Annotated in this window: 21 protein-coding genes; 3 read left to right on the top strand and 18 right to left on the bottom strand. The window is 53.4% G+C overall.

What is annotated here, in order from left to right:
- Positions 1-29: 29 nt before the first annotated feature.
- The 9 genes from KCG43_RS03965 to hemL all read right to left on the bottom strand — a co-directional run bounded on the left by KCG43_RS03965 (position 30) and on the right by hemL (position 14,226).
- Positions 30-1,025, bottom strand: a complete 996-nt coding sequence (locus tag KCG43_RS03965) for an ABC transporter ATP-binding protein (protein ID WP_192015505.1) — start codon at positions 1,023-1,025, stop codon at positions 30-32.
- A gap of 20 nt (positions 1,026-1,045) precedes the next feature.
- The gene (locus tag KCG43_RS03960; protein WP_192015506.1) at positions 1,046-2,014 is read right to left on the bottom strand and encodes an ABC transporter ATP-binding protein; all 969 of its coding nucleotides are present in this window, start codon (positions 2,012-2,014) and stop codon (positions 1,046-1,048) included.
- Positions 2,014-3,042: an ABC transporter permease gene (locus KCG43_RS03955; RefSeq protein ID WP_161443389.1), complete on the bottom strand. Its 1,029-nt coding sequence runs from the start codon at positions 3,040-3,042 to the stop codon at positions 2,014-2,016. Before KCG43_RS03955 ends, KCG43_RS03960 begins: the two co-directional genes overlap by 1 nt.
- 2 nt (positions 3,043-3,044) lie before the next feature.
- Positions 3,045-4,034 carry an ABC transporter permease gene (locus tag KCG43_RS03950; RefSeq protein ID WP_192015508.1) on the bottom strand — a complete coding sequence of 330 codons (990 nt, stop codon included), beginning with the start codon at positions 4,032-4,034 and terminating at the stop codon, positions 3,045-3,047.
- Between the two features lie 140 nt (positions 4,035-4,174).
- Positions 4,175-5,848 carry an ABC transporter substrate-binding protein gene (locus KCG43_RS03945; RefSeq protein ID WP_218383447.1) on the bottom strand — a complete coding sequence of 558 codons (1,674 nt, stop codon included), beginning with the start codon at positions 5,846-5,848 and terminating at the stop codon, positions 4,175-4,177.
- A 904-nt stretch (positions 5,849-6,752) separates the two neighbouring features.
- Positions 6,753-10,190 (bottom strand): response regulator, encoded by a 3,438-nt coding sequence (locus KCG43_RS03940; RefSeq protein ID WP_218383600.1) that lies wholly within the window; start codon positions 10,188-10,190, stop codon positions 6,753-6,755.
- 285 nt (positions 10,191-10,475) lie between these two features.
- Entirely contained in the window at positions 10,476-11,516 is a 1,041-nt protein-coding gene (gene rsmC / locus KCG43_RS03935; RefSeq protein WP_218383446.1) for a 16S rRNA (guanine(1207)-N(2))-methyltransferase RsmC, read from the bottom strand.
- A 95-nt stretch (positions 11,517-11,611) separates the two neighbouring features.
- The gene (locus KCG43_RS03930) at positions 11,612-12,694 is read right to left on the bottom strand and encodes an AI-2E family transporter (RefSeq protein ID WP_218383444.1); all 1,083 of its coding nucleotides are present in this window, start codon (positions 12,692-12,694) and stop codon (positions 11,612-11,614) included.
- A 236-nt stretch (positions 12,695-12,930) separates the two neighbouring features.
- On the bottom strand, positions 12,931-14,226 hold the full coding sequence (hemL, locus tag KCG43_RS03925) for a glutamate-1-semialdehyde 2,1-aminomutase (protein WP_218383442.1): 1,296 nt from the start codon (positions 14,224-14,226) through the stop codon (positions 12,931-12,933).
- 195 nt (positions 14,227-14,421) lie between these two features.
- Between hemL and erpA the strand changes: the two genes are divergently transcribed.
- The gene (erpA, locus tag KCG43_RS03920) at positions 14,422-14,763 is read left to right on the top strand and encodes an iron-sulfur cluster insertion protein ErpA (RefSeq protein WP_027253150.1); all 342 of its coding nucleotides are present in this window, start codon (positions 14,422-14,424) and stop codon (positions 14,761-14,763) included.
- Between the two features lie 78 nt (positions 14,764-14,841).
- On the opposite strand, the gene KCG43_RS03915 is transcribed toward erpA, so the two are convergent.
- Entirely contained in the window at positions 14,842-16,170 is a 1,329-nt protein-coding gene (locus KCG43_RS03915) for a peptidoglycan DD-metalloendopeptidase family protein (RefSeq protein ID WP_218383441.1), read from the bottom strand.
- Between the two features lie 138 nt (positions 16,171-16,308).
- On the opposite strand from KCG43_RS03915, the gene tyrS reads away from it, so the two are divergent.
- A complete protein-coding gene (tyrS, locus tag KCG43_RS03910; protein WP_218383440.1) occupies positions 16,309-17,496 on the top strand; it encodes a tyrosine--tRNA ligase in 1,188 nt (395 codons plus the stop codon).
- Positions 17,497-17,549: 53 nt separating this feature from the next.
- Here the strand turns inward: tyrS and KCG43_RS03905 are convergent, their stop codons facing one another.
- The 3 genes from KCG43_RS03905 to KCG43_RS03895 all read right to left on the bottom strand — a co-directional run bounded on the left by KCG43_RS03905 (position 17,550) and on the right by KCG43_RS03895 (position 19,585).
- Positions 17,550-18,143: a flavodoxin family protein gene (locus KCG43_RS03905; RefSeq protein ID WP_218383438.1), complete on the bottom strand. Its 594-nt coding sequence runs from the start codon at positions 18,141-18,143 to the stop codon at positions 17,550-17,552.
- Between the two features lie 11 nt (positions 18,144-18,154).
- Entirely contained in the window at positions 18,155-19,144 is a 990-nt protein-coding gene (locus KCG43_RS03900; RefSeq protein WP_192015516.1) for a questin oxidase family protein, read from the bottom strand.
- 81 nt (positions 19,145-19,225) lie between these two features.
- Positions 19,226-19,585: a VOC family protein gene (locus KCG43_RS03895; RefSeq protein ID WP_218383437.1), complete on the bottom strand. Its 360-nt coding sequence runs from the start codon at positions 19,583-19,585 to the stop codon at positions 19,226-19,228.
- A 162-nt stretch (positions 19,586-19,747) separates the two neighbouring features.
- Here KCG43_RS03895 and KCG43_RS03890 point away from each other — a divergent pair, with 162 nt between their 5' ends.
- On the top strand, positions 19,748-20,344 hold the full coding sequence (locus KCG43_RS03890; RefSeq protein WP_218383436.1) for a DedA family protein: 597 nt from the start codon (positions 19,748-19,750) through the stop codon (positions 20,342-20,344).
- Positions 20,345-20,346: 2 nt separating this feature from the next.
- Here KCG43_RS03890 and KCG43_RS03885 read toward each other — a convergent pair whose 3' ends face one another.
- The 5 genes from KCG43_RS03885 to KCG43_RS03865 form a co-directional block, all read right to left on the bottom strand.
- Positions 20,347-20,964, bottom strand: coding sequence for a TRIC cation channel family protein (locus KCG43_RS03885; protein ID WP_027253144.1), 618 nt, complete (start codon positions 20,962-20,964; stop codon positions 20,347-20,349).
- A gap of 136 nt (positions 20,965-21,100) precedes the next feature.
- On the bottom strand, positions 21,101-21,994 hold the full coding sequence (btuF, locus tag KCG43_RS03880) for a vitamin B12 ABC transporter substrate-binding protein BtuF (RefSeq protein WP_237793801.1): 894 nt from the start codon (positions 21,992-21,994) through the stop codon (positions 21,101-21,103).
- On the bottom strand, positions 21,991-22,947 hold the full coding sequence (locus KCG43_RS03875) for a cobalamin biosynthesis family protein (protein WP_218383432.1): 957 nt from the start codon (positions 22,945-22,947) through the stop codon (positions 21,991-21,993). Before KCG43_RS03875 ends, btuF begins: the two co-directional genes overlap by 4 nt.
- On the bottom strand, positions 22,947-23,648 hold the full coding sequence (mtnN, locus tag KCG43_RS03870) for a 5'-methylthioadenosine/S-adenosylhomocysteine nucleosidase (protein ID WP_192015521.1): 702 nt from the start codon (positions 23,646-23,648) through the stop codon (positions 22,947-22,949). The genes KCG43_RS03875 and mtnN overlap by 1 nt, the downstream gene beginning before the upstream one ends.
- Positions 23,649-23,858: 210 nt before the next feature.
- Positions 23,859-25,268, bottom strand: a complete 1,410-nt coding sequence (locus KCG43_RS03865) for an FAD-dependent oxidoreductase (RefSeq protein WP_192015522.1) — start codon at positions 25,266-25,268, stop codon at positions 23,859-23,861.

The following is a 25,268-nucleotide window of genomic DNA, read 5'->3' as shown; positions in this document are numbered from 1 at the left end:
TTCGCTGCGATTAGTTACCTGAGCTGCCATCAGCTATTGAACAGATAGCAGCGGACAAAATGGTTTTCCGCCAGCTGCGTGACTTCCGGCAGGCGTTGACGGCACTGCTCGGTCGCGTGGACACAACGCCCTGCAAACGGACAGCCGACACTGTCTGGTGTCCACAGCGGAATATCCCCTTTGTTACCGGCTAACGGCTCATGGATCGACTTGCTCGGATCCGGCACGGCAGAGACCAGTAACTGGGTATAAGGGTGCTGCGGATGATGGATAATCTCTTCGGTATCACCCCATTCCACCATGTGACCGACGTACATTACGGCCAGATCTTCGGCGATATAACGCGCAGTGGCGATATCGTGAGTGATATAAAGCAGCGCCATCTCGCGCTCAAACTTCATTTCTTCCATCAGGTTAAGGACACCGGCACGAATAGAGACATCCAGCATGGAGGTCGGTTCATCGGCCAGGACCACTTCGGCACCAACCGCGATATTGCGGGCCAGGTTGACGCGCTGACGCTGCCCGCCGGATAACTGGTGCGGGTACTTTTCTGCTGTGGCTTTGGGCGGGATCAGACCGACTTGCTCCAGCAGCTCATAGACTCTCTCTTCCAGCTCTTTTTTATTGCCCCGGCTGACTTTGTTGTGGATCAGCAGGGGACGGGCCAGGTGGTGAAAAATAGTATGGGTCGGGTTGAGCGATCCGAACGGATCCTGCCAGACCATCTGTACCCCCTGACGGTACTGCATCAGCTCGCTTTTTTTGGTGATGTCCTGAATATCACGACCGAAATATTCGATAGCCCCTGAAGTGGGCTCGTACATTTTGGCGATCATTTTCGCTGTGGTGGATTTACCGGAACCGGATTCTCCCACCACCGCCAGGCCACGACTTTTGTACATTTTAAACGACACCTGATTCAGTGCCCGCATCTTGGATTTTTTCAGCGAGTTACTGTTGACCGAAAAGTCTTTGACCAGGTTCTTCCCTTCGATAATGGGTGTTCCGACTGGATTGCTCATTTTGCCTCCGATCCTTCTTGTTATAACTTGTTGTACAGGTGGCAGTTGCTAAAACGGCCGGGTTCCAGTTGGCGAAGCTGTGTGCTTTGCGAGAAGCAGGCGTCGTGCGCTTGGCTACAGCGCGCCTGGAAACGGCAGCCCTGAGGCACTTCCAGCAGGTTGAGCGGATTGCCCGGAATGCCGGTCAGACGGGTTTTTGGCCCGGTCAGTGGCGGAAACGAGCTGCCCAAACCCTGGGTGTAAGGGTGGAACGGGGATTCCAGAATCTGCTTTGACGGCGCGACTTCGACCAGCTCACCGGAATACATGATGCCGATACGATCGGAGAACTCGACCATCAGAGACAGATCATGGGTGATGAACAAAATCGCGAAACCGAATTCTTCTTTCAGGGCATAGATCTTTTGCAGGATCTCGCGCTGTACCACCACATCCAACGCTGTTGTCGGTTCGTCCATGATGATCAGTTTGGGGTTCAGAGCCAGGGCAATGGCGATCACCAGGCGCTGGCGCATACCGCCGGAAAACTGGTGCGGGTAATCGCTCAGTCGGTTCGGGTGAATATCAACGATCTCCAGCAATCCCTGAGCGCGGTGCACGGCCTGCTCTCGGGTCATGTTGGTGTGACGCATGATCACATCACAGAACTGCTCTTCCATGGTCAGTACCGGGTTGAGGGCGTTCATCGCACTCTGGAAGACCATGGAAATCTCACTCCAGCGAAAGCTGTTCAGTTTCTGGTCGCTGAAAGTCAGTATGTCGCCGTGACCGTCGAACAGCACTTCACCGGCAGTAATAAACGCAGGCGGCTTGTGCAGACGCATCAGGGAAAAGGCAACGGTGGATTTACCACAGCCAGACTCACCAGCCAGCCCGAAGACTTCACCTTTACCAATGTCAAAGCTGACATCGTTGACGGCGCGGACATCACCGGCGTCGGTAATATAGTCGACGCACAGGTTGCGAATGGAAATTTGTGGAGTCGTCATTACTTCTCTCCTCCTTGCAGTGCAGGCTTAACGGTCGTCGCGGTGGCACGCTGTGCCTGTTGGTTTTTCTTTGCCATGTTCTGCCAGCGGCGCAAGCCTTTGTGCGAACGCAACTGCGGGTTGGCAATCTCATCCACGGCGAAGTTCAGCATCGCCAGTCCGATCGCAATCAGTGTCAGGGCCACGCAGGGTGCCAGCAGCTCCCACCAGGCGCCAACCAGCATGGAAGAAGAGGTCTGTACGTTGTACAGCATTACGCCCCAGCTGATAGAGTTCGGATCGCCCAGGCCGAGGAATGACAGGGTGGCTTCTGTCATGATGGCGAGCATTACTGAGCCGATGAAGCTGGCACCGATAATCGAAATCAGGTTAGGCAGAATTTCGACAAAGATGATGCGCCAGGAAGATTCGCCCAGGACTTCAGCCGCTTTGACGAACTCTTTTTCGCGCAGCGACAGGGTTTGCGCCCGGACCACACGTGCGCCCCATGCCCAGGAGGTCAGGGCGATAACCACGGCAATCGTCAGCGGTCCGGCCTGGCCGATAAAGGCAGCGATGACGAACAGAATGGGGAGCTGAGGCATCACCAGCATGATATTCATCGCAGCAGTCAGGGTGTCGTCGATCCGTCCGCCAAAGTAACCGGCAGACACACCGATCACCGTTGCCAGGAAACAGACCATCAGACCGGCACCGAAACCGACCGCCAGAGACGTACGGGCGCCGTAAACCAGCTGTGACCAGATATCACGGCCCATACGAGAGGTGCCCAGTACATGGTCTGCTTTTTTTGATAACCGCAGGGTCCGGTTGTTATCAGCCAGATTCTGTGCCACCCAGCTGTCCGGGTTGCTCTGTGCCGCCTTGACGATAAAGGCCGGATACTCGTGCGGATTGCCGGTGCGGCGGTCAGGTTCATGCTTGGTGATCAAAGGTGCGAACACAGCGGCCAGAATAAATAAGCTGATAATGATTAAGCCAGCCAGTGCTTTATTGTTGTTGGACAATAGTTTGATTAAAGCTTTCATGATTATTTGCCTCCCTTACGCAGGCGAGGATCCAGTGCCACAATCAGCAGATCGGCCAGGAAGTTAAAGAACAGCATAAACAGCGTCATGATCAGCAGCTGGCCTTGCAGAACCTGATAGTCACGGGCGTGAATGGCATTGAGCATCACTGTGCCCAGGCCCGGATAGTTAAAGATGATTTCGACAATCAGCTGTCCGCCAATCGCCATCCCCAGCGCCATAGACAGTGCCGTTACGCTCGGCAGCATGGCATTACGGGCGGCATAGTTGAAAACCACGCGGTTTTCATTCAGCCCTTTGCCTTTGGCCATGGTGATATAGTCTTCGTTGAGCAGGTTGATCATGTTATTACGCATGCTGATCAAAAAGCCGCCGATTTGAATAGCTGTGGCACACAGCAGCGGCAGTACCGCGTGGTACAGGACGTCTTTATAGAAAGCCAGGCTGGTCCAGTCTGGCAAAGTGCCCGGTGTATAGGCATAGCTGGTCGGGAACCATTTCAGGCCCATGCCGAAAGTAAAGAGCACCAGCATGGCGATAACCACAGGCGGTACGGCCTGGATCACCAGCATACCGGGAGACACAAAGGCGTCATATTTACTGCCGCGTTTCCAGGCGGCGAAAATCCCCAGTACAGAGCCGATGCAGAAGGCCATGATGACAGCAGAACCGGCCAGGAACATTGACCAGCCGACCGCCCCGCCCAATATTTCGGTCACGGTTTGCGGATAAAATTTGATTGAAATACCCAGATCCCAGTTGAGGATACTTTTGATATAGGTGAAATATTGTTGGTACCAGACCTGGGCTTCATCAAAGCCAAGCAGTTTTTTCATCGCTTCGATACGCTCGGCTGTCACCTGAACGGAAGCATTGGCAAACATCATTGTCACCGGATCGCCGGGCATCGCCCGGGGAATTGCGAAGTTCAACGTGGCTGCAAACAGCAAGGCAACCAGGTAGAACGATAAACGACGTAGAAAAAATCCCATAACTCACACCTTTCCCAACCAGTGACTTACGACTCTGGGCTGAACTCTGGACGAAAAACCCCCTGACGCCAGGCGCCATACTTTACACAGTGTGGGGGAAGAGGCGGTGCGCAGAACACGCACCGCAAATTAAACAATAATTATGATTTTGGTTTCAGGTCAATGACTTGAAGTAAGCGCTCTGGAACGCCAGCCCAAACCATTGGACGACCGTTCGGGTGTTTCTCATTCCACCAGCCCGTGAAGCGGCTTGTGTTGTACTGGAACATATCAGCACTGGACATCACAGGAATGGTGATCTGATTTTCAGCAATGATTGTCTGAATCTGATAGGCCATTTTCTTCTGCTCGTCTTTGCTTGCTGTTTTGTAGAAACCATCCAGCAACTTGTCTAGCTCGGCATTCTTGAAGAAGTGCATGGCAAAACGTGGGTTTCCTTCGCCCTGCAGGCGGGAGTTGTAACCACTGTTCCAGTACAGATGCGGATCCGCACCGTGGAAGTAGTTGGTGTACGCCACGTCATACGTTCCTTTGATCATGCCTTCGTTATACACAGCGAAGTCAGGGGTGCGTGCGTTGGCCTTGATACCGGCTTCCTGCAGTTGCTCAACTGCCAGCTGTACTGTGTTGTTGAAGTCGGTCCAACCGTTCGGAGACTGAACGTCCAGCTCAATCTTTTTACCGCTTGGCGTTTCAACGAAACCGTCACCGTCGATGTCTTTAAAGCCGGCTTTTTTCAGCAGGGCTTTTGAGTTCTCAAGGTTGTAGGTGTTGAAATCTTTGTACTTGTTGTAAACCGCATTGTCAGACCAGGCTTTGAAACCCTCACCCAGACCAGACGCATAGTGGTTTGGTGTACCGCTGCCATAGAAGGCAATGTCGATAATAGTCTGACGGTCAATCGCCATAGAGAAAGCACGACGGAAGTCTACATTGTTGATAGCTTCGTTGTTACCTTCTTTTGGCGACTTGAAGTTCAGCATGAAGGCTTGGGTGCCAGACGCCGGATACCAGTATTTGTGGTTCGGGTTAGAGGCCGCGTACGTGCTGTCGATGTCCGGGATGAACGACGATGTCCAGTCCAGCTCAGAAGCAATAACTTTGCTCAGCAACTGATCATTGTTGGCAATCTGAGGCATACGAAGACAGTCAACATCCAGATTATCATTATCCCAGTAGTGCGGGTTACGGCACTGAATGTACAATTGAGGTGTGAAAGTGTCGATTTCAGTAAACGGACCTGTACCAACCGGATTTTCGTTGGCAAAGGTTTCAGGCTCTTTCACTTTGCTCCAGATGTGCTCAGGTACGATAGAAACGAAAGACATTTCATAAGGTACGTTGGAGTTGGCTTCAGTCAGACCGAAAGTGATCTTATTGCCGTCAACTTTGACATCTTTCACCCACTTGATGATACCGCGCTGGTCAAGTGCAGGATGATTTTTCAGCAGCTCATAGGTGAAGGCCACGTCTTTGGCTGTGAAGGGTTTACCGTCTGACCACTGAACGCCGTCACGAATCACAAAAGTGACTTGCAGCAGGTCGTCAGACATATAGAAATCTTTCGCCAGACGCATGACAGGCTCGTTACCGTGCATCTGGTTGAAAATGACCAGTTGCTCATAAACGAAGTCTGTGGTGGTACGCAGGTTGGTTTGCAAATATGGGTTGAAGTTACGTACCAGAGTCGGATAAAAATCGGGCACTATGGTCAGCTCACTGCGTTCAGCACTCATCGCAGGAGAAGTCATGGCAGCGGCAGCCGCGGCCAGGATGGCAAGTGTTACCTTTGTTTTCTTTATGTTGGCAAGCATAGCTGTTCCTTACTCTTTGCTTTGTAGGGTTTACATTTCACTTAGGTTCCCCTCCATCTATGGTGGGGCTGGTAATCCACTCTGGACCGGTTGAGTAAAGCGACCTGGTTCAGATGGCCTGTGGACACTCAGTGCCCTAAGGAAACGACTTCGGGCGGGAATCGTCAATTGCATTGCACGTTAAAAACGTCAAAAACATTAAGCTTGCTGTCAAAAACGTAAAAATCGCCCGCTATTCTACGGGAAAATGCCAGCCATTCTAGCCTTATAACGAATTGATAACTATCCGCATGTTGGTGCTTACTATCTAAATATTTCATTATTATTAATGATTTAGTTTTTATTTTAACAATGAGGATTACAGGCTTTGAACGTAAAAGCGCTTATTTTCAAACGGAAAATTTTTGTAAAGATTTTGTTGTGATTGGCGTCTCATATCATGAAATTTATCATTAGCTGCCCCTGGTTTGCTGTGGGTGAGGCGATTTTTTCATCACTACCTGGTGGCAGTTTGTACTTTATGTTGAGTGAAAACTAAGCTTATTTTTCGTCACGTGAATTCACTGACGGGCGATTTAGAGGCGAGGACTGTGGCATGAGCCGCGACCTGAAAAACGCACAGGATGCGGCGCGTGGCTGAACGGCTGATGGCGGATGGGAGGCTGATGGTATGGCGAACTGATAGCGCACGGGAGGCTGATGGCACGCGGGGAACTGATGGCGGATGAGAGACTGATGACGTGGCGTACGGAGGGCGACGGAATTGCTGTCCGGGCCGCAGAGTGACACAAACCAGTCTCTAATCAAATAGGGTTATTTAAGGCCATAGATGGCTGTCATTCATCCAGCAGCGGCGATCTTACACGGGGGAGCTGCCCCATTGTCCGGGATGAAACGGCTGAATTTATTGGCTGATCATACGCTGAAGACGATTGCGCATCTCAAGGATTGCTTCCCTGTCCCGGCTCTCTTTGGCACAGCGTTCCAGCACAAAATCCAGTGTGTTGAGAACGGTGCGCCAGCGCGGTGTTTTCGGCAGTGTTTCCAGCTGTAAATATTTGTCCAGGGTACGTGTTTGCAGTGTGCTCCTGTCGAGGTACACGCGCCACAAGCCACTTTCTTCTGCCAGATCAAACTTGGTTTTTCCGGTAGAGGCTTCCCAGAACTGCAGACAGTCTTTCATTACATCTACCAGCATTTGTCTCAGCTGATCGGCTTTATCCGGCTGAGAGTGATCCAGCCGGTCTGCCAACTGGCTGAACTCGCCGCCCATGTCGCGTAAACGCTGCAGGCTGTGCTTGTCGCCATCTGTCGCGAAACCGGAGAGCACATCGACGGCATTTTCCAGTAACGCAATGCGTTGTACTGAGCTGGGACCCTGACTGTCAAAGATAAACATCTGGCTGAGCCCGGACTCGGCGGGCAACTGGATAAGATCGGTCGCCAGAGTCTGCTTGCCATCCTGAATCCGATAGCTCAGTTCACCGCTGTAATGGCGGTTCTGTTCAATATCTTCAGGCAACTGGGTCAGCAGCAGATCCTGAATCGACAAGCGTTCCAGCTGCTCCGGTGCGCGCTGAAAGAGCTGACCGGCCGCATTGTTAGCATAGCGGATGCGGCCATCTTCGCGGGTGCACAGGATGGCCTCGCTGGTGGATTCCAGCAGACCCAGCAGGCGTGTCTGGGTATCAAGCAGGGCCAGCTGCACCTGTTCGCGGTGGCGGATTTCCTGCTGCAGCCATTGATTTTCAGTGCGCTGCCTTTCTGTCTGGGCGGCTTGCAGGTGGGCCCGGATCCGGGCGGTCAGCTCGTCTTTATTAAAGGGTTTGGTCAGGTAGTCGTTGGCACCGAATTCAAAGCCTTTTACCCTGTCCCGCACTTGCCCTAATGCAGACAGCATGATGATCGGCAGTTCTGTCAAACTATAGCGGGTACGTAATTGCTGACACACTTCATAGCCGCTCATGCCCGGCATCATGACATCAAGCAGGACCAGTGACGGTTGATGCGCTTCCATCAGACTGAGGGCTTGCTGACCGTTTTCAGCTGTGATCACCCGATAGCCGGCAATGCGTAAAAAGCTGGTGACGACCTGTAAGTTCACCGGTTCATCGTCGACGACCAGCAGGAGATCGCCATCAGGATTATCAGGCAAGTCATCAATATTGACCGTGTTGGCATCCTGGCGAGGAGCCTGAAAATGGTCATGCTGCGGCGTGCTGAGCTGGCTGCGGGCAATGTCTTCTTTGGTGGCCAGTGGCAGGATGAAGCTGAAGGTCGTCCCTATCATTGGCTGGCTGCTGACATACAGGCTGCCGCCCATCAGCTCAATCAGCTGACGGCTGATGGACAGTCCCAGCCCGGCCCCCTGGTGGTAGTTCGCCGAGCCTGTGTTGGCCTGCACCAGGGGTTCAAAAATGTGTTCCAGTTGCTCAGCAGGTATGCCCTGACCGGTATCAACTACCTGAATGCGGACCTGACTTTCCAGCACAGTGGCGGAAAGAATAATTTTGCCCTCTGAGGTGTACTTAATGGCGTTGCCCACCAGGTTGTACAATATCTGTTCCAGGCGTTGTTCGTCAGCGATCACCAGAGGTAAATCCGCAGGGATCTGATTGATGATACGCACCGGTTTGCCATCCAGCAGATGTGCCGACAGTTCAAGCACTAAGCGGTTGGCCGCCGCAAGATCGACCGCGTGGGGCTGGATATCGAGATCGCCATAGCGCATTTTGTGGTAGTCGAGCAAATCGTCGACCAGTTTGGTCAGGCGCTGACCACTGCTGATGATCATGTCCAGCTGGCGTTGCTGATCCGGCTGGATCGGTCCGTTGGCCCCGGCCAGCATGGCTTCGGCGATGCCGACCATACCGTGCAGCGGGGTACGCAGCTCATGGGAGGTGGTGGCAAGAAATTCGTCTTTGAGCTTGTCGGCGGTCTGCAATTCTTCGTTCTGTTGCTGGATAACGGCCAGATTGTGTTCCAGCTCGGTATTTTGCTCGCGGATCAGGGTGATTTTTTCGCGAATGGAGCGTTGCATTCTGGCAAAGCTGATCGCCAGACGGCCAATTTCATCACGGCGATCGGTCGAGGTGATCTTTTGATCCAGATCGCCGGCTGAGACTTGCTCGGCGGCCCAGGTTAAACGCAGCAGCGGGGCGGTAATGTAATTGGACAGCCAGTGCGCCGTGATGGTCACCAGTATGACGGCAGCCAAAATGGCCAGAAGGAAAAATTCCTCTAACTGGTGGATGCGGGAGAAAGCTTCCTGCTCCGGCAGTTCAACTACCAGGGCCCATTTGTTGCCGAGCACGTCAATGGGGGCATACGCACTCAGCACAGGAATCTTGTTGAAATTCAGTAAGCTGCCGACGCCTGCCTGGCCTGCCAGTGCATGATCAATACCGGCACTGGCCAGCTCTGCCGGTAAGTCACCGTCGTTGGGCAAGCGCAGGTTGTGGTCCTGCCCGATGAGCAGCGTCTGGACGTACTGATTAGCCTCACTGCTGCTGGACATGACGTCGGCAATGGTGCGGTTGCTCAGTTTAAAGAAAGCGTAACTGTGCAGGTAGCCATGCTGAATGATAGGAGCGGCGAACCAGGCGGTCGCTTCTCTGTTTTCGCCATCGGCGGCGAAATCGGTAAAGGCGATAGGCATCTGCTCCGGCTCGCGATCACCCAAGTTTTTTTGGCTGTTACGAGATTGCCGCTCTCTGAACTGAGCGGTCAGGTTTTTGATGGTGCTGTAAGTCTGGCTGAGTGCCGGGTATTGCGCGCTGCCGGCCCCTAAACGGGCTGCAAACAAATCCGGGCTGCGAGAGGTGTACACCACATTACCATCAAGATCCACCAGCAGAAGGTCACTGAAATCAGAGCGTTTCAGATATTCCTCATAGGCCCAGTGATAGCGTTTGTAGATCAGGCGGTACCTTTCCTGAACGATATAATCAGGGGAGGTGTTATCCACTTCGCTGGACGGTGGCCGGGAGATCAGGGTACGACTGAAATATTCGCCGTTAGTGGAGCCTTTGCTGAGGCGGTTGATGTCCCCTAACTGGCGGAATGCGCCGACTATGCCATAAAAACGCCCGCCACTGGCGTTGGCCAGTTCGGAGCGAACAAAGCTCTGTATTTCAGATTCTTTCGCGGTAAAAAAGGCACTGAGCTGCTGGCGTTTGTTATCGCGCAATGAAGCCAGGTGATTGGTACTCTGTTCAGCCAGATCCCGGGTGTGTGAATGCAGGAAAAACAAGGAAGACAGAGTGAGCGGGATCAGGCTCAGCAAAAGGAAAGCCAGCATCAGAGTATGCTGGAGACGTTTAAAACGGGTAGTATTTTGCATGTCCGGCTGACCTTTGATCTGCTGATACAAATCTGTCTGTGATGCTATCAAAAGCGCTCACTGGCATTTTTGCCAAAACGCAGCCAGCCGTTTTGACGGCGAACGGGCAGTTTACGCGGGGGCTTTTGCAGCTGAGTTACCGTTTATACTGAGTTTTTTTTTACAATCAAGGAAGTCATGGATGAAGCGTGTGCTATGACACAATTTTGACGGATTTGACGGACTTTGTCGCGAAAAGCAGGGATTTCATTGCCTGCCATCACAAAAGACGGCAGGCAAACAGACTTATTTTTTTGCGTGATAAATGGAGAACTTATTGTTTTTTGCGCGAATATCATAGCCCCCCAGGCAACGTTCCAGCAAAGGCGGATATTGCAGAAAATTGTTGGCCACTATCAACAGCTCCCCGCCAGCACTCAGGTGAGCCGGAGACTGTTCGATAAACTGCTCAGTGGCAGCATAGAAGGTTTTCAAACCGGCATGGAAGGGCGGGTTGCTGATGAGAAAGTCGTATTGTTCCGGCAGTGAATGATAAACATCGGTGGCAATAAAACCCCCTTCCAGGTGGTTGACGCGGAAAGTCTCTCTGGCAGAGGCAATGGCCAGGGCGCTGATATCCGCCAGATCCAGTGTGATGTCCGGAAAACGGGTTTTCATCACCGCACCTATGACGCCGGCGCCGCAGCCAAAATCCAGCACGCGTCCGGACAGATCCGGCAGATTGTCAACCAGAAGGCGGGATCCCTGATCAAATTCGCCCAGGCTGAATACGCCCGGCAGTGAACGGATAGTCAGCGTTTGCTCACCGATAGTCAGGGTGTAATTGCGGAACCAGTCATCAAGCTTGAATTCTGGTGCCTGATCCTGACAGCGTCCCCAGTAAAAACTGCACCGGCGTGCGGTGTCGTATTTGTTGAGCGGGCCGTACGGGGCAAACATTTTTTCGGCACTGCGCACGCCACTGCGGTTTTCACCCACAATGCAGATCTCGGTTTCCGGTCCGCAATGCGCCAGCAGCATCGCCAGCAGATAGTCGGCTTCGGCTTTGGCTTTCGGCCAGTAGAGCAGGATCATGTCGACCCCTAGTGCATCATCGGCTGACAGCTCTGCGCCGAAATGGCTGCTGATCTTACTCGAACGGCTCAGGCTGAGATGCTGGCCATAGTGGGTGGTGAAAACCCGGACACTACTGGCGACTGCTGCCAGCTCTATCGGATAGAGATCGTCCAGTTCTCCGGCTACCAGCACATGGCGATCGGTAAAAAAGTCGATTTGACGGGCAACTACCTGGCTGGCAGCACTATAGGTCGACGCATTGGAAGACATGAGAGCCTCTGTGGTGATTCTGATTCCGGGCGCGAATTGTTCCACAATTCCGGCCGTATGGAAAGGCAGCCGTTGATTCGGCTGCCGACGGTTGACTAGCTATGATCCTGCTGGTCGAGAAAGTCTTTAAACTCAGTTTCATACAGTTTAAACAAGACTAGGGTGACTGCGAAAATGATCGGCCCGTATATCAGCCCAATCAGGCCGAACAGATGTAAGCCGCCCAGAATAGAGAAGAAGATCAGCAAGGTGTTCATGCCTGAATTGCCCTGCATCAGCAGCGGCCGAACGAAATTGTCGATAGAGCCAACCACTATAATGCCCCAGGCGATCAAAAACACCGCCCATTGCCATTGATCAATCAGCAGGAGATATAAGGACGCCGGTAACCAGATCAGTGCCGTACCGAACACTGGAATGAAGGAAGCAAACGCCATCATAGATCCCCAGAATAGTCCGGGGAAACCGGCTAACCACATGGCAAAGCCGCCGGCGACACCTTGTGCCAGCGCCGTCAGGAAGGATCCCATGACGGCAGACTTTGCCACTTGCTCGACTTCAGTCAGTAAGGCATCTTCCTGGCTGCGCGATAAAGGCAATACATGGCGCAGGGTGGACACAATTTTGTCGTGATCACGTAACAGAAAAAAGAGCACAAACAGCATCAGCAGAAAGCTGAGCACAAAGTTAGTGGCATCACCCAGCAATTTGGCACTGATATTCAGCAGTTGCGTACCCAGCTTAGAGGCCGCTGACGCTAGCTTATGAACAATGGAGTGCACGTCCAGGCTTTCAAAAGGAGACCATTTATTGATGGTATGCAGCACAGTTTGCGCGTAAGGATGCGACAGGACTTCCTTGGGACCGCCTTCGGTCAGCCAGACGTAGCTGTCTTTGGAAAAAGCGGAGCCTTGCTGAACAATGGAGGCGAAGACGACCAGCACAGGGATCACTATGATAAAGGTCAGTATGGTGCAGGATAAAATGGCAGAGCGATTTGGCCGGCCAAAGCGCTTTTCAATTCTGGCGTGCAACGGATAGAAAAGCAGGGAAATGATAAAGGCCATGACGATTGGGCCGAGATATGGCTCAATCAACCGGTAACTGGCATAGGTGGCCACTGCCAGCGCAGCCATGAGCATCCAGTGTCTCGACTGGGCTTGAAAAGGTTTTGGCACGGGGTTGTCCTTCAGCAGATTTGCAATCTGTTTATCATTGCATCCGGTTGAGATGCTGGCAATGGCGTCAGTGAGTATTTCTGTGATATTTCAGTGACATCTGTCCGGAACAAAAAGATGTTCATTCTGTAACAAAAGGTAAGCTGCAGAAAGAGCCAAGGAATGTGTAAAGGGTAGTGCAAAGAAAAGGGCAGGATTTCTCCTGCCCTTGCGCAATCAGAAATAGGACGCGTGTTTTACCGGGCTTCTTGTGCCAGTGTCGCAAACGCGTATTCTGCCGCTTCCAGGGTGGCGTCGATCTCTTTCTCGCCGTGTGCCAGCGAGGTAAAGCAGGCTTCGAATGCTGAAGGCGCCAGATACACACCTTTTTGCAGCATCAGGTTGAAGAAACGCTTGAATCTCTCTACATCACAGCGGGCAACGTCCTGGTAGCTGTGCACATTTTGCTGATCGGTAAAGAAGAAACCAAACATAGCACCGACCTGATTAGTGACCAGCGGGATGCCATATTTGTCGGCCAGCGCCTGAAAACCTTCGGCCAGACGCTGGGTGGTTTGCGCCAGGCGTCTTTCATTGCCTTCCTGGGTCAGGATCGTCAGGCAAGCAAAGCCGGCAGCCATGGCCACCGGGTTACCCGACAGCGTACCGGCCTGATAGACAGGGCCGGTCGGTGCAATATACTGCATGACCTCGCGTCGGCCGCCGAACGCGCCGACAGGCATACCGCCGCCAATGATTTTACCTAAAGTCGTCAGATCCGGTTTAACGTCGTAGTAAGCCTGAGCGCCGCCGTGAGCGACGCGGAAACCTGTCATTACTTCGTCCAGGATCAGCAGGGCACCGAACTCGTCACAGATCTCGCGCAGCCCTTGCAGGAAGCCCGGTACAGGTGGAATGCAGTTCATGTTGCCAGCCACAGGTTCCACTATGATACAGGCAATTTGCTCCGGGTGTTCAGCAAAGGCTTCACGCACCGATTCCAGGCTGTTGAAGGTGCAAGTCAGTGTGTGTTTGGCGAAATCTGCCGGTACACCCGGCGAGCTTGGCTGGCCTAAGGTCAGGGCGCCGGAACCGGCTTTTACCAGCAGGCAGTCAGCATGACCGTGGTAGCAGCCTTCAAATTTTATAATTTTGTCACGGCCGGTGAAACCACGGGCCAGGCGAATGGCACTCATGGTGGCTTCGGTGCCAGAGCTGACCATGCGCACCATTTCCATGGATGGCACCAGCTGAGATACCAGCTCTGCCATGGTGATTTCCATCTCGGTCGGCGCACCGAAGCTCAGACCCTGACGGGCAGCATCGATCACTGCATCACGGATGGCAACATGGTTGTGGCCAAGGATCATAGGTCCCCAGGAGCCGACATAGTCGATGTAAGCTCTGCCATCGGCATCAAAAATATAGGCACCGTCGGCACGCTCAATAAACAGCGGATCGCCGCCCACGCCAGCAAATGCGCGGACCGGAGAGTTGACCCCGCCAGGAATGGTATGTTGTGCTTTGGCAAATAATTCAGCCGATTTGCTCATGGTTATTTCCTGTAATCCTTTGGTGATAAGGGCGCTATTGTACGTAAATGCGAATTCAATGGCGAGAGGGCATTTTTGTTGATCCGCCCACTTATACGACGCGTTTGTGGTCAATACTTGAACGCAGCAGTCAGGTATTAGATAATCGTCTCAAAGGTCAGTTGACCAACATGAAGATGAATTGAGAGGTTGCTAATGAGCGATGCCAGTTTCCCGCTGAACTTTTCGGATGTTGCAGCGAATAAGGTGAAAGCGCTGATAGCGGAAGAGGAAAACCCTGAGCTGAAACTGCGTGTGTATATCACAGGCGGTGGCTGCAGTGGCTTCCAGTATGGTTTCACCTTTGACGAAAAAGTGAATGACGGCGATACCACCATAGAGAACAGCGGTGTCACCCTGGTGGTTGACCCTATGAGTCTGCAGTATCTCATTGGCGGTACGGTTGATTATACCGAAGGACTGGAAGGCTCCCGTTTCTTTGTGAGCAACCCGAATGCCACCACCACTTGTGGCTGCGGTGCATCCTTTAGCGTGTAAAGAGCCGTTACATGCGACGCCCAAAAAAGCCGTCACCTTGGGTGACGGCTTTTTTGTTTGCCATTTTTATCTCAAATCTCAGCTTCTGGACGGTATTAAACTGGCATTGCTATTGGTGGCCAGTAATTGTCGCAGCTGAGTGAGCTGCGCCAAACGTTCATTGGCTTGCTGCTTGAAGGCGGCTTTGTCTTTACCTTGCAGCGAGTCTGACTGAGGCAGAGAGACAGTTCTGGGGTTCTTGTGTACGCCGTTGACCAGAAACTCATAGTGCAGGTGAGCCCCGGTTACCCGGCCACTGCTGCCCAGTTTACCTATTGTTTGTCCCTGTTTAACCCGCTGGCCGGTTTTCACCAGGCGTTTGCTCAGGTGCAGGTATTTGGTGACATAGGTGGAACTGTGGCGGATAAAGACGTAATTACCGTTGAACTGATTGTAGGCCGATTTCATCACCACACCGTCACCGGCCGACCAGATAGGTGTCCCCACCGGGGCCACGTAATCGGTGCCGCGGTGCGCTTTCACCTGGCCGGTTACCGGGTGCAGACGGCGCGGGTTAAAGTTTGAACTGACGTAGCGGAAGTTCACCGGGGAGCGCAGGAAGGCTTTTTGCATCGCCCGGCCATCCGGATCGTAATATTTGCCGTCGCTGCTGTTTCTGACCGCAGTGAAGGTCTGACCCAGGTTGGAGAAGGTGGCGGCAAGAATATTGCCACGGCCTATGGGCTCGCCTTCGACATAGCGTTCTTCAAACAAGACTGAAAAGGTATCGCCTTCGCGGATATCCAGAGCAAAGTCGATATCCCAGCCAAAAATACCGGCAATTTCCATGATCTGGTTCGGTGTCAGACCGGCATCCGCCGCGGCATTCCAGAAGCTGGAAGTGATCACCGCCTGGGCAAAATTGAGCTGAGTATCGACCTTCTTCACTTCTGTTCTGGAATGGAAAGTGTCGCCCTTGCGTGTGATATAGAGGGTTTCTGTGGCATTTATCGGCTGAATTAACTGAATCAGATCTTTTTTGTCATCGAGCCCGAACCGTAGCTTGTCGCCGGGGCGTAATGTGATCAGGGATTTGGTGCCCTCATCGGCATTGATCAGGCGATAGAGTGTGGCTGGGCTGAGGCCGACTTTATCAAACACCAGCGCCAGGCTTTCACCCGGCTTGATCACATGCTCTGTCCAGCTCAGCGGGGGCGGTAATAAGGGCGGTGTGACGCCGGTTGCCTGCAGCTGAGGCCCGTCGACATTGATGTCGAGCGGATAGAGTTTGCCGATTTCAAACTTTTGTTCAGGCTTCTCCATCTCCTCTGCGCCCGGCAGCAGGATCAGCAGTACAGTCACCGCACTGATAATGGTGATGAGAATCTGATGTATCCTTGGCAAACGGGAAAATTTTGATATTAGCATTTGATAATTATTTTGATGTTTTTTGCGCATAAGAGAAAAATAAGACAAGGCTAAGTCTAACTGGTTTCAAAAAACATCGCTATTCAAGTAATATTGCCCTTTATCATATTTATGCCAATTTTGTGGGAGTGAACAGGAATGGCCAGCATTGAGCATGCGTTAGCGGAAATTAAGCGCGGGGTCGACGAACTGATCCCGGAAGAAGAGTTGATTGCCAAACTGAAGGAAAATCGTCCTCTGCGAATTAAACTGGGGGCGGATCCGACAGCGCCGGACATTCATCTGGGCCACACTGTCATCCTCAATAAACTGCGTACCTTCCAGGAGCTGGGCCATGAGGTCACTTTCCTGATTGGCGACTTCACCGGCATGGTGGGTGATCCTACCGGTAAAAACACCACACGTCCTCCCCTGACCCGTGAAGATGTACTGCGCAATGCCGAAACCTATAAAGAGCAGGTTTTCAAGATTCTCGACCCGGCCAAAACCAAAATTGAATTCAATTCCACCTGGCTGTCGGAGCTGGGCGCTGAAGGCATGATCCGACTGGCGGCCAGTCAGACGGTTGCTCGCATGCTGGAACGTGATGACTTCAAAAAGCGCTATAACGAAGGCCGTCCGATTGCCATTCACGAATTCATGTACCCGTTGCTGCAGGGCTATGACTCGGTGGCAATGAACACAGATGTGGAGCTGGGCGGTACGGATCAGAAGTTCAACCTGCTGATGGGCCGTGAGCTGCAGAAAGCGGAAGGTCAAAAGCCTCAGGTGGTGCTGACTATGCCACTGCTGGTGGGCCTGGATGGCGTGAAGAAAATGTCCAAATCGGCCCATAACTACATTGGTGTGGCCGATGCCCCGACTGAGATGTTCGGCAAAATCATGTCGATTTCTGATGAGCTGATGTGGAACTACTATGAACTGCTGTCCTTCCGTCCGCTGGAAGAGATTGAGCAGCTCAAGCAGGAAATGGCGAACGGCCGTAACCCGCGCGATGTGAAAATTCTGCTGGCGAAGGAAATCATTGCCCGCTTCCACTCTGAAGCGGATGCCGATGCGGCAGAGCAGGATTTCATCAACCGTTTCCAGAAAGGGGCGATGCCGGATGAAATGCCTGAGTTCGAATTTTCTGCCGGCGTGGCAATCGCCAACCTGCTGAAAGATGCCGATCTGGTCAATTCAACCTCTGACGCACTGCGGATGATCCGCCAGGGCGCGGTGAAAATCGACGGCGAAAAAGTGGATGATACCAAGCTTGAGCTAAGTGCCGGTACGGCTGTGTATCAGGTCGGTAAGCGTAAGTTTGCCCGTATTACCCTGAAATAACAGCTTGTCATAGCATGAGAGAAGGCGCCATTACGGCGCCTTTTTTGTCTCTGTCAGGCCAGAGACGGCACAGGCGCACCGGTCACTACCGGCTGGGTTTGCAGGAGTGCCGCCACCCGCTGGCCCAGATGGGCCGCGGTTTTCACGTCGGCGTCACTGAGCTGTCCGGTTGGGGTGTGACCACTGGCACCCAGCTGGCGGCCCATAGGATTGATCCGTTTGTCGTCATAGCCATAGGGCATATCCATACCGACCCACAACATGCCATGCTGCATTGCCAGTACGAAGAGGTAATTCAGGGTACTGTCCTGCTCGCCGCCCAGACTGCCGCCGACGGTAAACCCGGCAGCCAGCTTGTTACGCCAGCCTTGCCCGCTCCAGCTGTCGCTGCTGGCATCGGCAAACGCTTTGAACTGAGCGGCGGGGCCGCCCATATAGGTCGGACTGCCAAAGAGAATGGCATCGGCCTGCTGCAGGCTGGCAAACAGATCCGGGTCGCTGAAGCGGCCGTTCTGAATATCTTCACCGACAATGCGGTAGCGCATCACCTGAGTGCCGGGCTGGGTTTTGGCACCCTGCGCAATCGCCTCGGCCATTTGATGGGTTGCGCCAGAGCCGGAATAGTAAACCAGTGCAATTGTTTTCATGCGGTGTTCCTTCATAGTTCTTCGTGGGCGGCTAAGCGCATTTGAATGGCCGACAGATATTCGTTGAACTGAAAAGTCTGATACAGGCGGCTGCAGCTGTAGGTCAGTTTGATACTGTGGTCGTCCGACAGGGTGGCGACTGTGCTGAACCAGGCAACCCAGTCCGGCTCAATGCTGCTTGGCTGCGGCTGATTCGGGAACGGACGATCCTGCGTGGAGCAGAAAGCCGCGACATACCCCTGCCAGTAGTAGGCCAGTGCCAGCCGGCGATCCGGCAGGAAAGGCATGAGTTGCAGCAAGGCATCAAACCCGGTGACCCCGTGCAGCAGGGTAAAGTCGTTGCTCGCCAGATATGCGCGAATAGTGAGGCGGGCAATATCCGATTCTGTGAGATCATCAGGAACGGCGGCGATGGACTGATAGGCTGCGTGATGAACCACTTCATTAACGCGATCAACAATGATGCCGGGTTGAAACGCATAGTGCCTGAAAGCCTCGCACGCCTGCTCGAGTTGAGTCTCTGCCTGATACTGCTCGGTGAAATGTAGTTCACCTAAAGCCTGATACTCACTGGCCCAGTAGGCAAGCGAAACGGCAATTTCATCGGATTCGCCCGTTTCTACCGCATAACTGAGGCGTATCAAACCGTGAAACGCGCTGGTGGCAAGGCCGGGCAGCAGGACGGGGAGCCATTCGTGCAGGACGGAAACGACACCCTGTGCCGCGATGTGCTGGCGAAATTGCCGGTAAAAAGCTGCGAAACTGTCGCGAATACCCAGCTCTGGTGCTGTTTCCTGTGTCGGGTTCCCCTGCCGGATTGGCTGCAATTGCGGCGTGTATTTCTGATAAAAATGCTGTAGCTGTAATGGGCTGGCACCGCAACGTGCCAGAGCGACCAATGCCATGGGTAAATGATTCGACAACTCAGGCCCGTAGATGGGGTCAAATTGCAATCCATTGTCAATCAAAGCCAGACATTCGGCGTGAATGGGCGCATACATTTTAAGATCTCCTGTCCTGAGGGGTTAGAGGGAATAATCATTGCGCAGCAATGGATCGTCACTCAGATACTGGGTGAATTCTCATTCAATACCGTCCCTGTCATAAAAGTAGATCCGCTGGCGCCATGGGTGACGGGTTTCCATGTCATTTTCCCGATACCCCGCGCTGAGCAGGCGCTCACGTACCTGTACAACATCATCAACCACCAGACCGATATGGTTGATCCCCAGATCCTGATAAGGCGTGCGATCGATCTGATCGCGAGCCACCACTTCCTGCAACGCCAGATACGTGTTTTCTGTGCCGATATGACACCAGCGATGTGTGGGTTGTTGCCCCTGGTGACGAACTGCAAATTCCGGGATCGCGGTTTGCAGAAAGCGAATCGTGTTGTCCAGATCACGGACTGTGACATTGGCGTGTTCAACGTAGGGCACCATATGACCTCCTGTCGGATGTTGTGTTTTTTTAGTAAGGTATTTTGTTTACATATTAGTGTGGATTTTGGTTAAGTAAAGTTTTTTGTTTACTTATAAGTGTGAGATCTTTCTTACGACGGCAATCGGGTATAGCATTAAAGTAAGCACACTCAGGAGAAGTTCATGCAGGAGCTGGTGCAGGAATTGTCGCCACTGATCGAGCAATACGGTTACTTAGTGCTGGCACTGGCGATTGCTATTGAAGGGCTGGGGGTGCCGGCTCCCGGCCAGTCTCTGCTGATAGTGGCCAGTTATCTTGCCGCGAGCGGTGCGCTTTCTTTGCCGTCTGTATTGCTGGTGGCGGGGGCGGCCAGCTGGCTTGGGAACACGGCAGGCTATGTGCTGGGTGCGATGCTGGCCCGGCTCGTCGAGCGACGAGGATGGGCAAAGCCGGCATCTTTAGTCAAAGTACATGCTTTTATTGATAAATATGGCGTGATTGGCTTGATCCTGAGCCGCTTTCTGGAAGGGATGAAACAATTGATCTGTCTCGGGTGCGGCCTCGCTCAGATGCCTTGGCCCCTTTTTCTGACAGGCAACACTCTGGCGGTGGGGATCTGGCTGCTGGTGTTCGGCTATGGGCCGGCCTATTTTTATGACGAGATCGGACAGGCGGGTTTGTTCCTCCAGCGTCATCAGTATGCTTTATGGGTACTGGCGGTAATTGCAGGGCTGGCGTTGCTGCTGAAATTCATTCGCAAGCGCCGCCCGACAAGTTAATTTTACTGACTGCTTCGCAGTGAGAAGGTTGGCAGCGACAGGTGCCAGCGAATGGCCGCCAGCCGGATAGACAGGGTCGTGGCAATACCGCACAGGCTGGCGGCCGCTGTTTCCAGCCCAAAGTGCAGTCCTACTGTGTGGACAATACCGCCCAGAATACAGGCTGTGGCATACACTTCGGTTCTTAATACCATGGGGACTTCACGGGCCAGTACGTCACGGATCACCCCGCCGCCGCAACCTGTTATCACGCCCATGATCACGGCCACCATAGGGGAAGCGCCAAAACGCAGCGCTTTTTCCACACCAATGGCGACGAAGACCGCCAGGCCTATGGCATCGGCCACCGGCAGGAAATACCAGGGCATTTTACGCGGGTTCTGGATCGCCAGCATCGCCAGCAGACAGGTTGCAAAAATCACCCACAAGTAATTGGTGTCTGTGATCCAGAATACAGGTGTCGCGCCCAGTGCCATATCGCGGATAGTCCCGCCGCCAATGGCAGTGACACAGGCCAGCACGACAACACCAAAGGGGTCCATCCTTAACCGTCCGGCAAGCAAAATACCTGAGATGGCAAAAACAGCGGTGCCAAACATATCAAGAGAGTAAATCAGCATAGGATTCCTGCACACAACCAGTGATTAAAAACCGCGCCACCCTGATGACGATGTCGCGGTAAAAAGCGGCTGAGATTGTACGGTGAAATGTAACGCGCACAACCGATAACTTTGTCTTTGTGAGCTTATTCACATCCTATTGTGGGTGATGTTTGCGCACTTCATCCAGTTGCTTACAAATTTCCTGAGCGGCCAGCAATGCTCTGGGAGTAGGCCGGTTCAGCCAGTCTGCCTGGGTCTGATACAGATGCTGATCCCGGACCGCAGACAATTGCTCGCGCCAGGGTAACCAGAGGGTGAAGGCGTTGGCATCGGGGCCTGCACTGCCGTGGGTGGTGAAAATCGCTTCAGGGCGGCGGACGATTACTTGCTCTTTCGATACCTGCGGGTACGCCACTGGACTGTCGGCAAAAATATTTTCGCCGCCGCAGAGCGCGAACACCTGGCTGGGCCAGCTATCGCCGGACATGCTCATGAGCGGCGATATGCCCAGCTGGTAAAAATAGCGTACCGGTTTTTGATGCCCGTATTGCTGATTCAGCTGCGCCATGGTCTGACGGAAATCCGAGGCGGCCTGATTGGCTGTGGTCGGATCATCGGCAAAAGTGCCGAGTGTTTCCAGGCTGTCGGCAATCGCATCGAGCGTCGTGGGATGGGAGTAAAAGATCCGGATGCCTAACTGTTCCAGTTTTGCCATTTCTCTGGGCGGGTTACCGCCTTGCCAGGCCAGCACCAGATCAGGCTTCAAGGCCAGGATACGTTCCAGCTTGATGCCCCGGTAATTCGCGACCCGTTCCAGTGCCAGAGCTTGTGGCGGGTAATCACTGTAATCACTGGCGGCGATAAGTTTGTTGCCCAGTCCGGCGGCATAGGCCAGCTCAGTGGTGTGCGGGGCTAGGCTGATAATACGCTGAGGCTTGCTGCCACTGGCCTGCGCTTCTTTGGTCTGTGCTTCTTTGCCATCTACTGTCGTGACGACCAATGTCAAAGGTATCAGCAGGGTAATAACCAAGGGTCTAAACAGATTCACAACAGACTTCCCATCAAAAACATGCACATACTTTGCAGCGCCACCCAGGCCCATAACCGCTGTTGCATCAGACGATCTATTTGCGATAAATGCAGGGCGGCAGGGGCGATACGGCCACCGAGCCGCGGACGTTCGAGCTTGCTGGTATCGTAGATAGCCGGACCACCTAAGGCTAGCTGCAGCTTATGGCCGGTGGCGGTGAGCAGCCAGCCCGGTCCGGGCAATTGCCAGTTTTCACCTTGTTCACGCAAACCACGAAAAGCATCACGGCTGTTCTTGCCGACACTGATAGCCACGGCGAGCAGACGCAGGGGGACAATATCCAGCGTAGCCAGAATACGTACCGCAGGTAGACCAAAATACTGATATTGCTTGCGGCTGGGAGACCAGCAACGGGCCAGGCTGACGGCCAGGCGGTAAAGAATAGCACCAAAACCGCCTGCCACCGCGTACCAGAACAGCACCGCTGCAACCTGGCGGCCATAGCTCAGCAGCTGGGTTTCGGCACAGGCTTTACCCAGGCCAAGCAGTGACAGAGTGTCAGTGTTTCGGTTAAGGGCGACAGAGAGCTGTGCTTTACAGCTGGCCTTATCTTCCCGGCTGTAGGCTTGAATGAAGTTGTGGCTGAAACGGCGGCTGTCACGCCAGCCGAGCGCTATCCACAGCAGCACCAGATGAAACAGGCTGTCTATCCACACCAGCTGATAAAAGGCAATCAGTAGGATCAGAATGGTCATCCACATCATTGACCAGGCCAGCGCGCCGGATAATATCCGCTGGCGCGGTGTATCTGTGGCTTTGTTCACCCGGGCCGCCAGCTGAATGGCGATCTGTTGCCAGATAAGCAAAGGATGGATACTGGCTGGTATGGGCAGCAGCCAGTGTAATGCCAGCGCTCCCCACATCGCCAGCAGGGTTGGATGTTGACTGAGGAGCACAAGCAAATCGTTCATTAGCGGTTAAGCAGCTCCGCCATTTTAACCACCATGGCGGAAGAACTTTTCGCCGCCAGCGGCAGGAATTCTTCGAAGCTCATCGGTGATTCTTTATCGGCCACATCTGAGATAGCACGTACTACCACAAAAGGTACCTTGAACTGATGGCAGGCCTGGGCAATTGCCGCGGCTTCCATTTCAACCGCAACCACCTGAGGGAAAAACGTGCGGATACGTTGCTGTTGTTCAGCGCTGCATACGAAGGCATCACCGGTGCAGATCAAACCACGTACCGCATGGGGGGTGTCATCCAGCTGAGCCAGCGCCTGCTCGGCGATCTGCATCAGTTTTTCGTCAGACTGGAAAGCGGCAGGTTGCTGCGCCATCTGGCCCATCTGGTAACCAAACGCAGTGACATCGGCATCGTGATAACGCACTTCGGTAGAGATAACCACATCACCGACACTCAGGCTGCTATCAAATCCGCCGGCTGAACCTGTATTGACGACCAGGTCTGGTTCGAAAATTTCCAGCAGAATGGCAGTTCCTACGGCGGCCGCGACTTTACCGATACCGGACTGAAGTAAGACTACTTCTGCACCATTGAGGGTGCCGGTATAAAAGGTGCAGCCCCCTTTTTGCAGGGTGGTGCAGTTGTCGAGTTGGTTTTTCAGGATCACGACTTCCTGTTCCATTGCCCCAATAATGCCGATTTTCATTTACGTTATCTCTTTCTTAAAGTGAACCTTACGGTGATTGGATGCGATTGTAACAATGCCAGACAGCGTGGGAAAGCCTAAACAAAAGGCGACAGAATCAAAGGGGAACTGAAAGAAAAAAGCGAGCGGGGGAGAGCCGCTCGCTTGGCCAGGCCTGCTGGTTTTATTCACCAACAGACCGTTTGGCATAACAGACCTGACTGGCTGGGATCACAAACCGAGGAAGCCCAGAATACCATCGGCGGCGCGACGGCCTTCATCGATGGCGGTGACCACCAGATCCGAGCCGCGCACCGCGTCACCACCGGCAAAGATTTTGCTGTTGGTAGTCTGGAAGGCGTGCTCGCCGCTGGTTTGAATGCGGCCCCACTGATCCAGTGCCACATCAAAGGTGTCCAGCCAGGGCATGGCATGCGGCTGGAAACCAAAGGCCATGATCACGGCATCGGCTTCCAGCACATGCTCGCTGCCCGCGACAGGTTCAGGACGGCGGCGACCCGCTTCATCGGGTTCGCCCAGCGCGGTTTGCACCACTTTTACCCCAGTGACCTGGCCGTTGCCGTTAACGACCACACCCAAAGGCTGAAGGTTGAACATGAAGTTCACCCCTTCCTCACGGGCATTTTTCACCTCACGGCGTGAACCCGGCATGTTGGCTTCATCACGGCGGTAGGCGCAGACTACATCGCTGGCTCTCTGACGGATGGAGGTACGGACGCAGTCCATCGCGGTGTCACCACCGCCCAGCACCACTACGCGTTTACCCGCCATGTCGATATATTCAGGGGCATTGTCTTCCAGATTCATCACCTTGTAAGTGTTGGAAATCAGAAAAGGCAGTGCATCGTAGACACCGGCGGCGTCTTCATTTTCCAGCCCGGCACGCATGTTTTTATAGGTACCGACACCGAGGAAAACCGCGTCATACTCATCGATCAGATCCTGAAGCTGCACATCAGTGCCAACTTCTGTATTGAGGCGGAACTCAACCCCCATCTCGGTAAAGATCCGGCGGCGGTTGATCATCACCTCTTTTTCCAGTTTGAACGACGGGATACCGAAGGTCAGCAGGCCGCCAATTTCCGGATAACGGTCAAATACCACAGGTTTAACGCCGTTACGGACCAGAATGTCGGCGCAGGACAGACCAGCAGGGCCGGCACCGATAATGGCGACTTTCTTGTCTGTCCATTCAACGCCGGACATGTCCGGTTTCCAGCCCATTTCAAAGGCTTTGTCGGTAATGTATTTCTCAACATTACCGATAGTTACCGCCCCGAAATCATCATTGAGCGTACAGGAGCCTTCACACAGACGGTCCTGAGGGCACACCCGGCCACAGACTTCCGGCAGGGTGTTGGTCTGGTGAGCGAGATCAGCCGCTTCGAGAATCCGGCCTTCATTGGCCAGGCTCAGCCATTGCGGGATGTAGTTGTGTACCGGACACTTCCACTCACAATAGGGGTTGCCACAGTCCAGACAGCGGTCAGCCTGAGCGCTGGCCTGCTGCTGAGTAAAAGGTTCGTAGATTTCGACGAACTCAATTTTACGGATTTCAATCGGCTTCTTCGGCGGATCGACACGTTCAACATCGATAAATTGGTAAATGTTCTGGCTCAT

It is taken from the genome of Photobacterium sp. WH24, assembly GCF_019204055.1.
GTDB lineage: Bacteria > Pseudomonadota > Gammaproteobacteria > Enterobacterales > Vibrionaceae > Photobacterium > Photobacterium arenosum.
The sequence above is the reverse complement of the archived record's forward strand: the minus strand, read 5'-3'. Positions and strand labels throughout refer to the sequence as shown.

Bases quoted from the DNA above. Each gene is read 5' to 3' on its own strand.
- KCG43_RS03965 (WP_192015505.1), bottom strand. From the start codon at position 1,025: ATGAGCAATCCAGTCGGAACACCCATTATCGAAGGGAAGAACCTGGTC.
- KCG43_RS03960 (WP_192015506.1), bottom strand. From the start codon at position 2,014: ATGACGACTCCACAAATTTCCATTCGCAACCTGTGCGTCGACTATATT.
- KCG43_RS03955 (WP_161443389.1), bottom strand. From the start codon at position 3,042: ATGAAAGCTTTAATCAAACTATTGTCCAACAACAATAAAGCACTGGCT.
- KCG43_RS03950 (WP_192015508.1), bottom strand. From the start codon at position 4,034: ATGGGATTTTTTCTACGTCGTTTATCGTTCTACCTGGTTGCCTTGCTG.
- KCG43_RS03945 (WP_218383447.1), bottom strand. From the start codon at position 5,848: ATGCTTGCCAACATAAAGAAAACAAAGGTAACACTTGCCATCCTGGCC.
- KCG43_RS03940 (WP_218383600.1), bottom strand. From the start codon at position 10,190: ATGCAAAATACTACCCGTTTTAAACGTCTCCAGCATACTCTGATGCTG.
- rsmC (WP_218383446.1), bottom strand. From the start codon at position 11,516: ATGTCTTCCAATGCGTCGACCTATAGTGCTGCCAGCCAGGTAGTTGCC.
- hemL (WP_218383442.1), bottom strand. From the start codon at position 14,226: ATGAGCAAATCGGCTGAATTATTTGCCAAAGCACAACATACCATTCCT.
- erpA (WP_027253150.1), top strand. From the start codon at position 14,422: ATGAGCGATGCCAGTTTCCCGCTGAACTTTTCGGATGTTGCAGCGAAT.
- KCG43_RS03915 (WP_218383441.1), bottom strand. From the start codon at position 16,170: ATGCTAATATCAAAATTTTCCCGTTTGCCAAGGATACATCAGATTCTC.
- tyrS (WP_218383440.1), top strand. From the start codon at position 16,309: ATGGCCAGCATTGAGCATGCGTTAGCGGAAATTAAGCGCGGGGTCGAC.
- KCG43_RS03905 (WP_218383438.1), bottom strand. From the start codon at position 18,143: ATGAAAACAATTGCACTGGTTTACTATTCCGGCTCTGGCGCAACCCAT.
- KCG43_RS03900 (WP_192015516.1), bottom strand. From the start codon at position 19,144: ATGTATGCGCCCATTCACGCCGAATGTCTGGCTTTGATTGACAATGGA.
- KCG43_RS03895 (WP_218383437.1), bottom strand. From the start codon at position 19,585: ATGGTGCCCTACGTTGAACACGCCAATGTCACAGTCCGTGATCTGGAC.
- KCG43_RS03890 (WP_218383436.1), top strand. From the start codon at position 19,748: ATGCAGGAGCTGGTGCAGGAATTGTCGCCACTGATCGAGCAATACGGT.
- KCG43_RS03885 (WP_027253144.1), bottom strand. From the start codon at position 20,964: ATGCTGATTTACTCTCTTGATATGTTTGGCACCGCTGTTTTTGCCATC.
- KCG43_RS03875 (WP_218383432.1), bottom strand. From the start codon at position 22,947: ATGAACGATTTGCTTGTGCTCCTCAGTCAACATCCAACCCTGCTGGCG.
- mtnN (WP_192015521.1), bottom strand. From the start codon at position 23,648: ATGAAAATCGGCATTATTGGGGCAATGGAACAGGAAGTCGTGATCCTG.
- KCG43_RS03865 (WP_192015522.1), bottom strand. From the start codon at position 25,268: ATGAGCCAGAACATTTACCAATTTATCGATGTTGAACGTGTCGATCCG.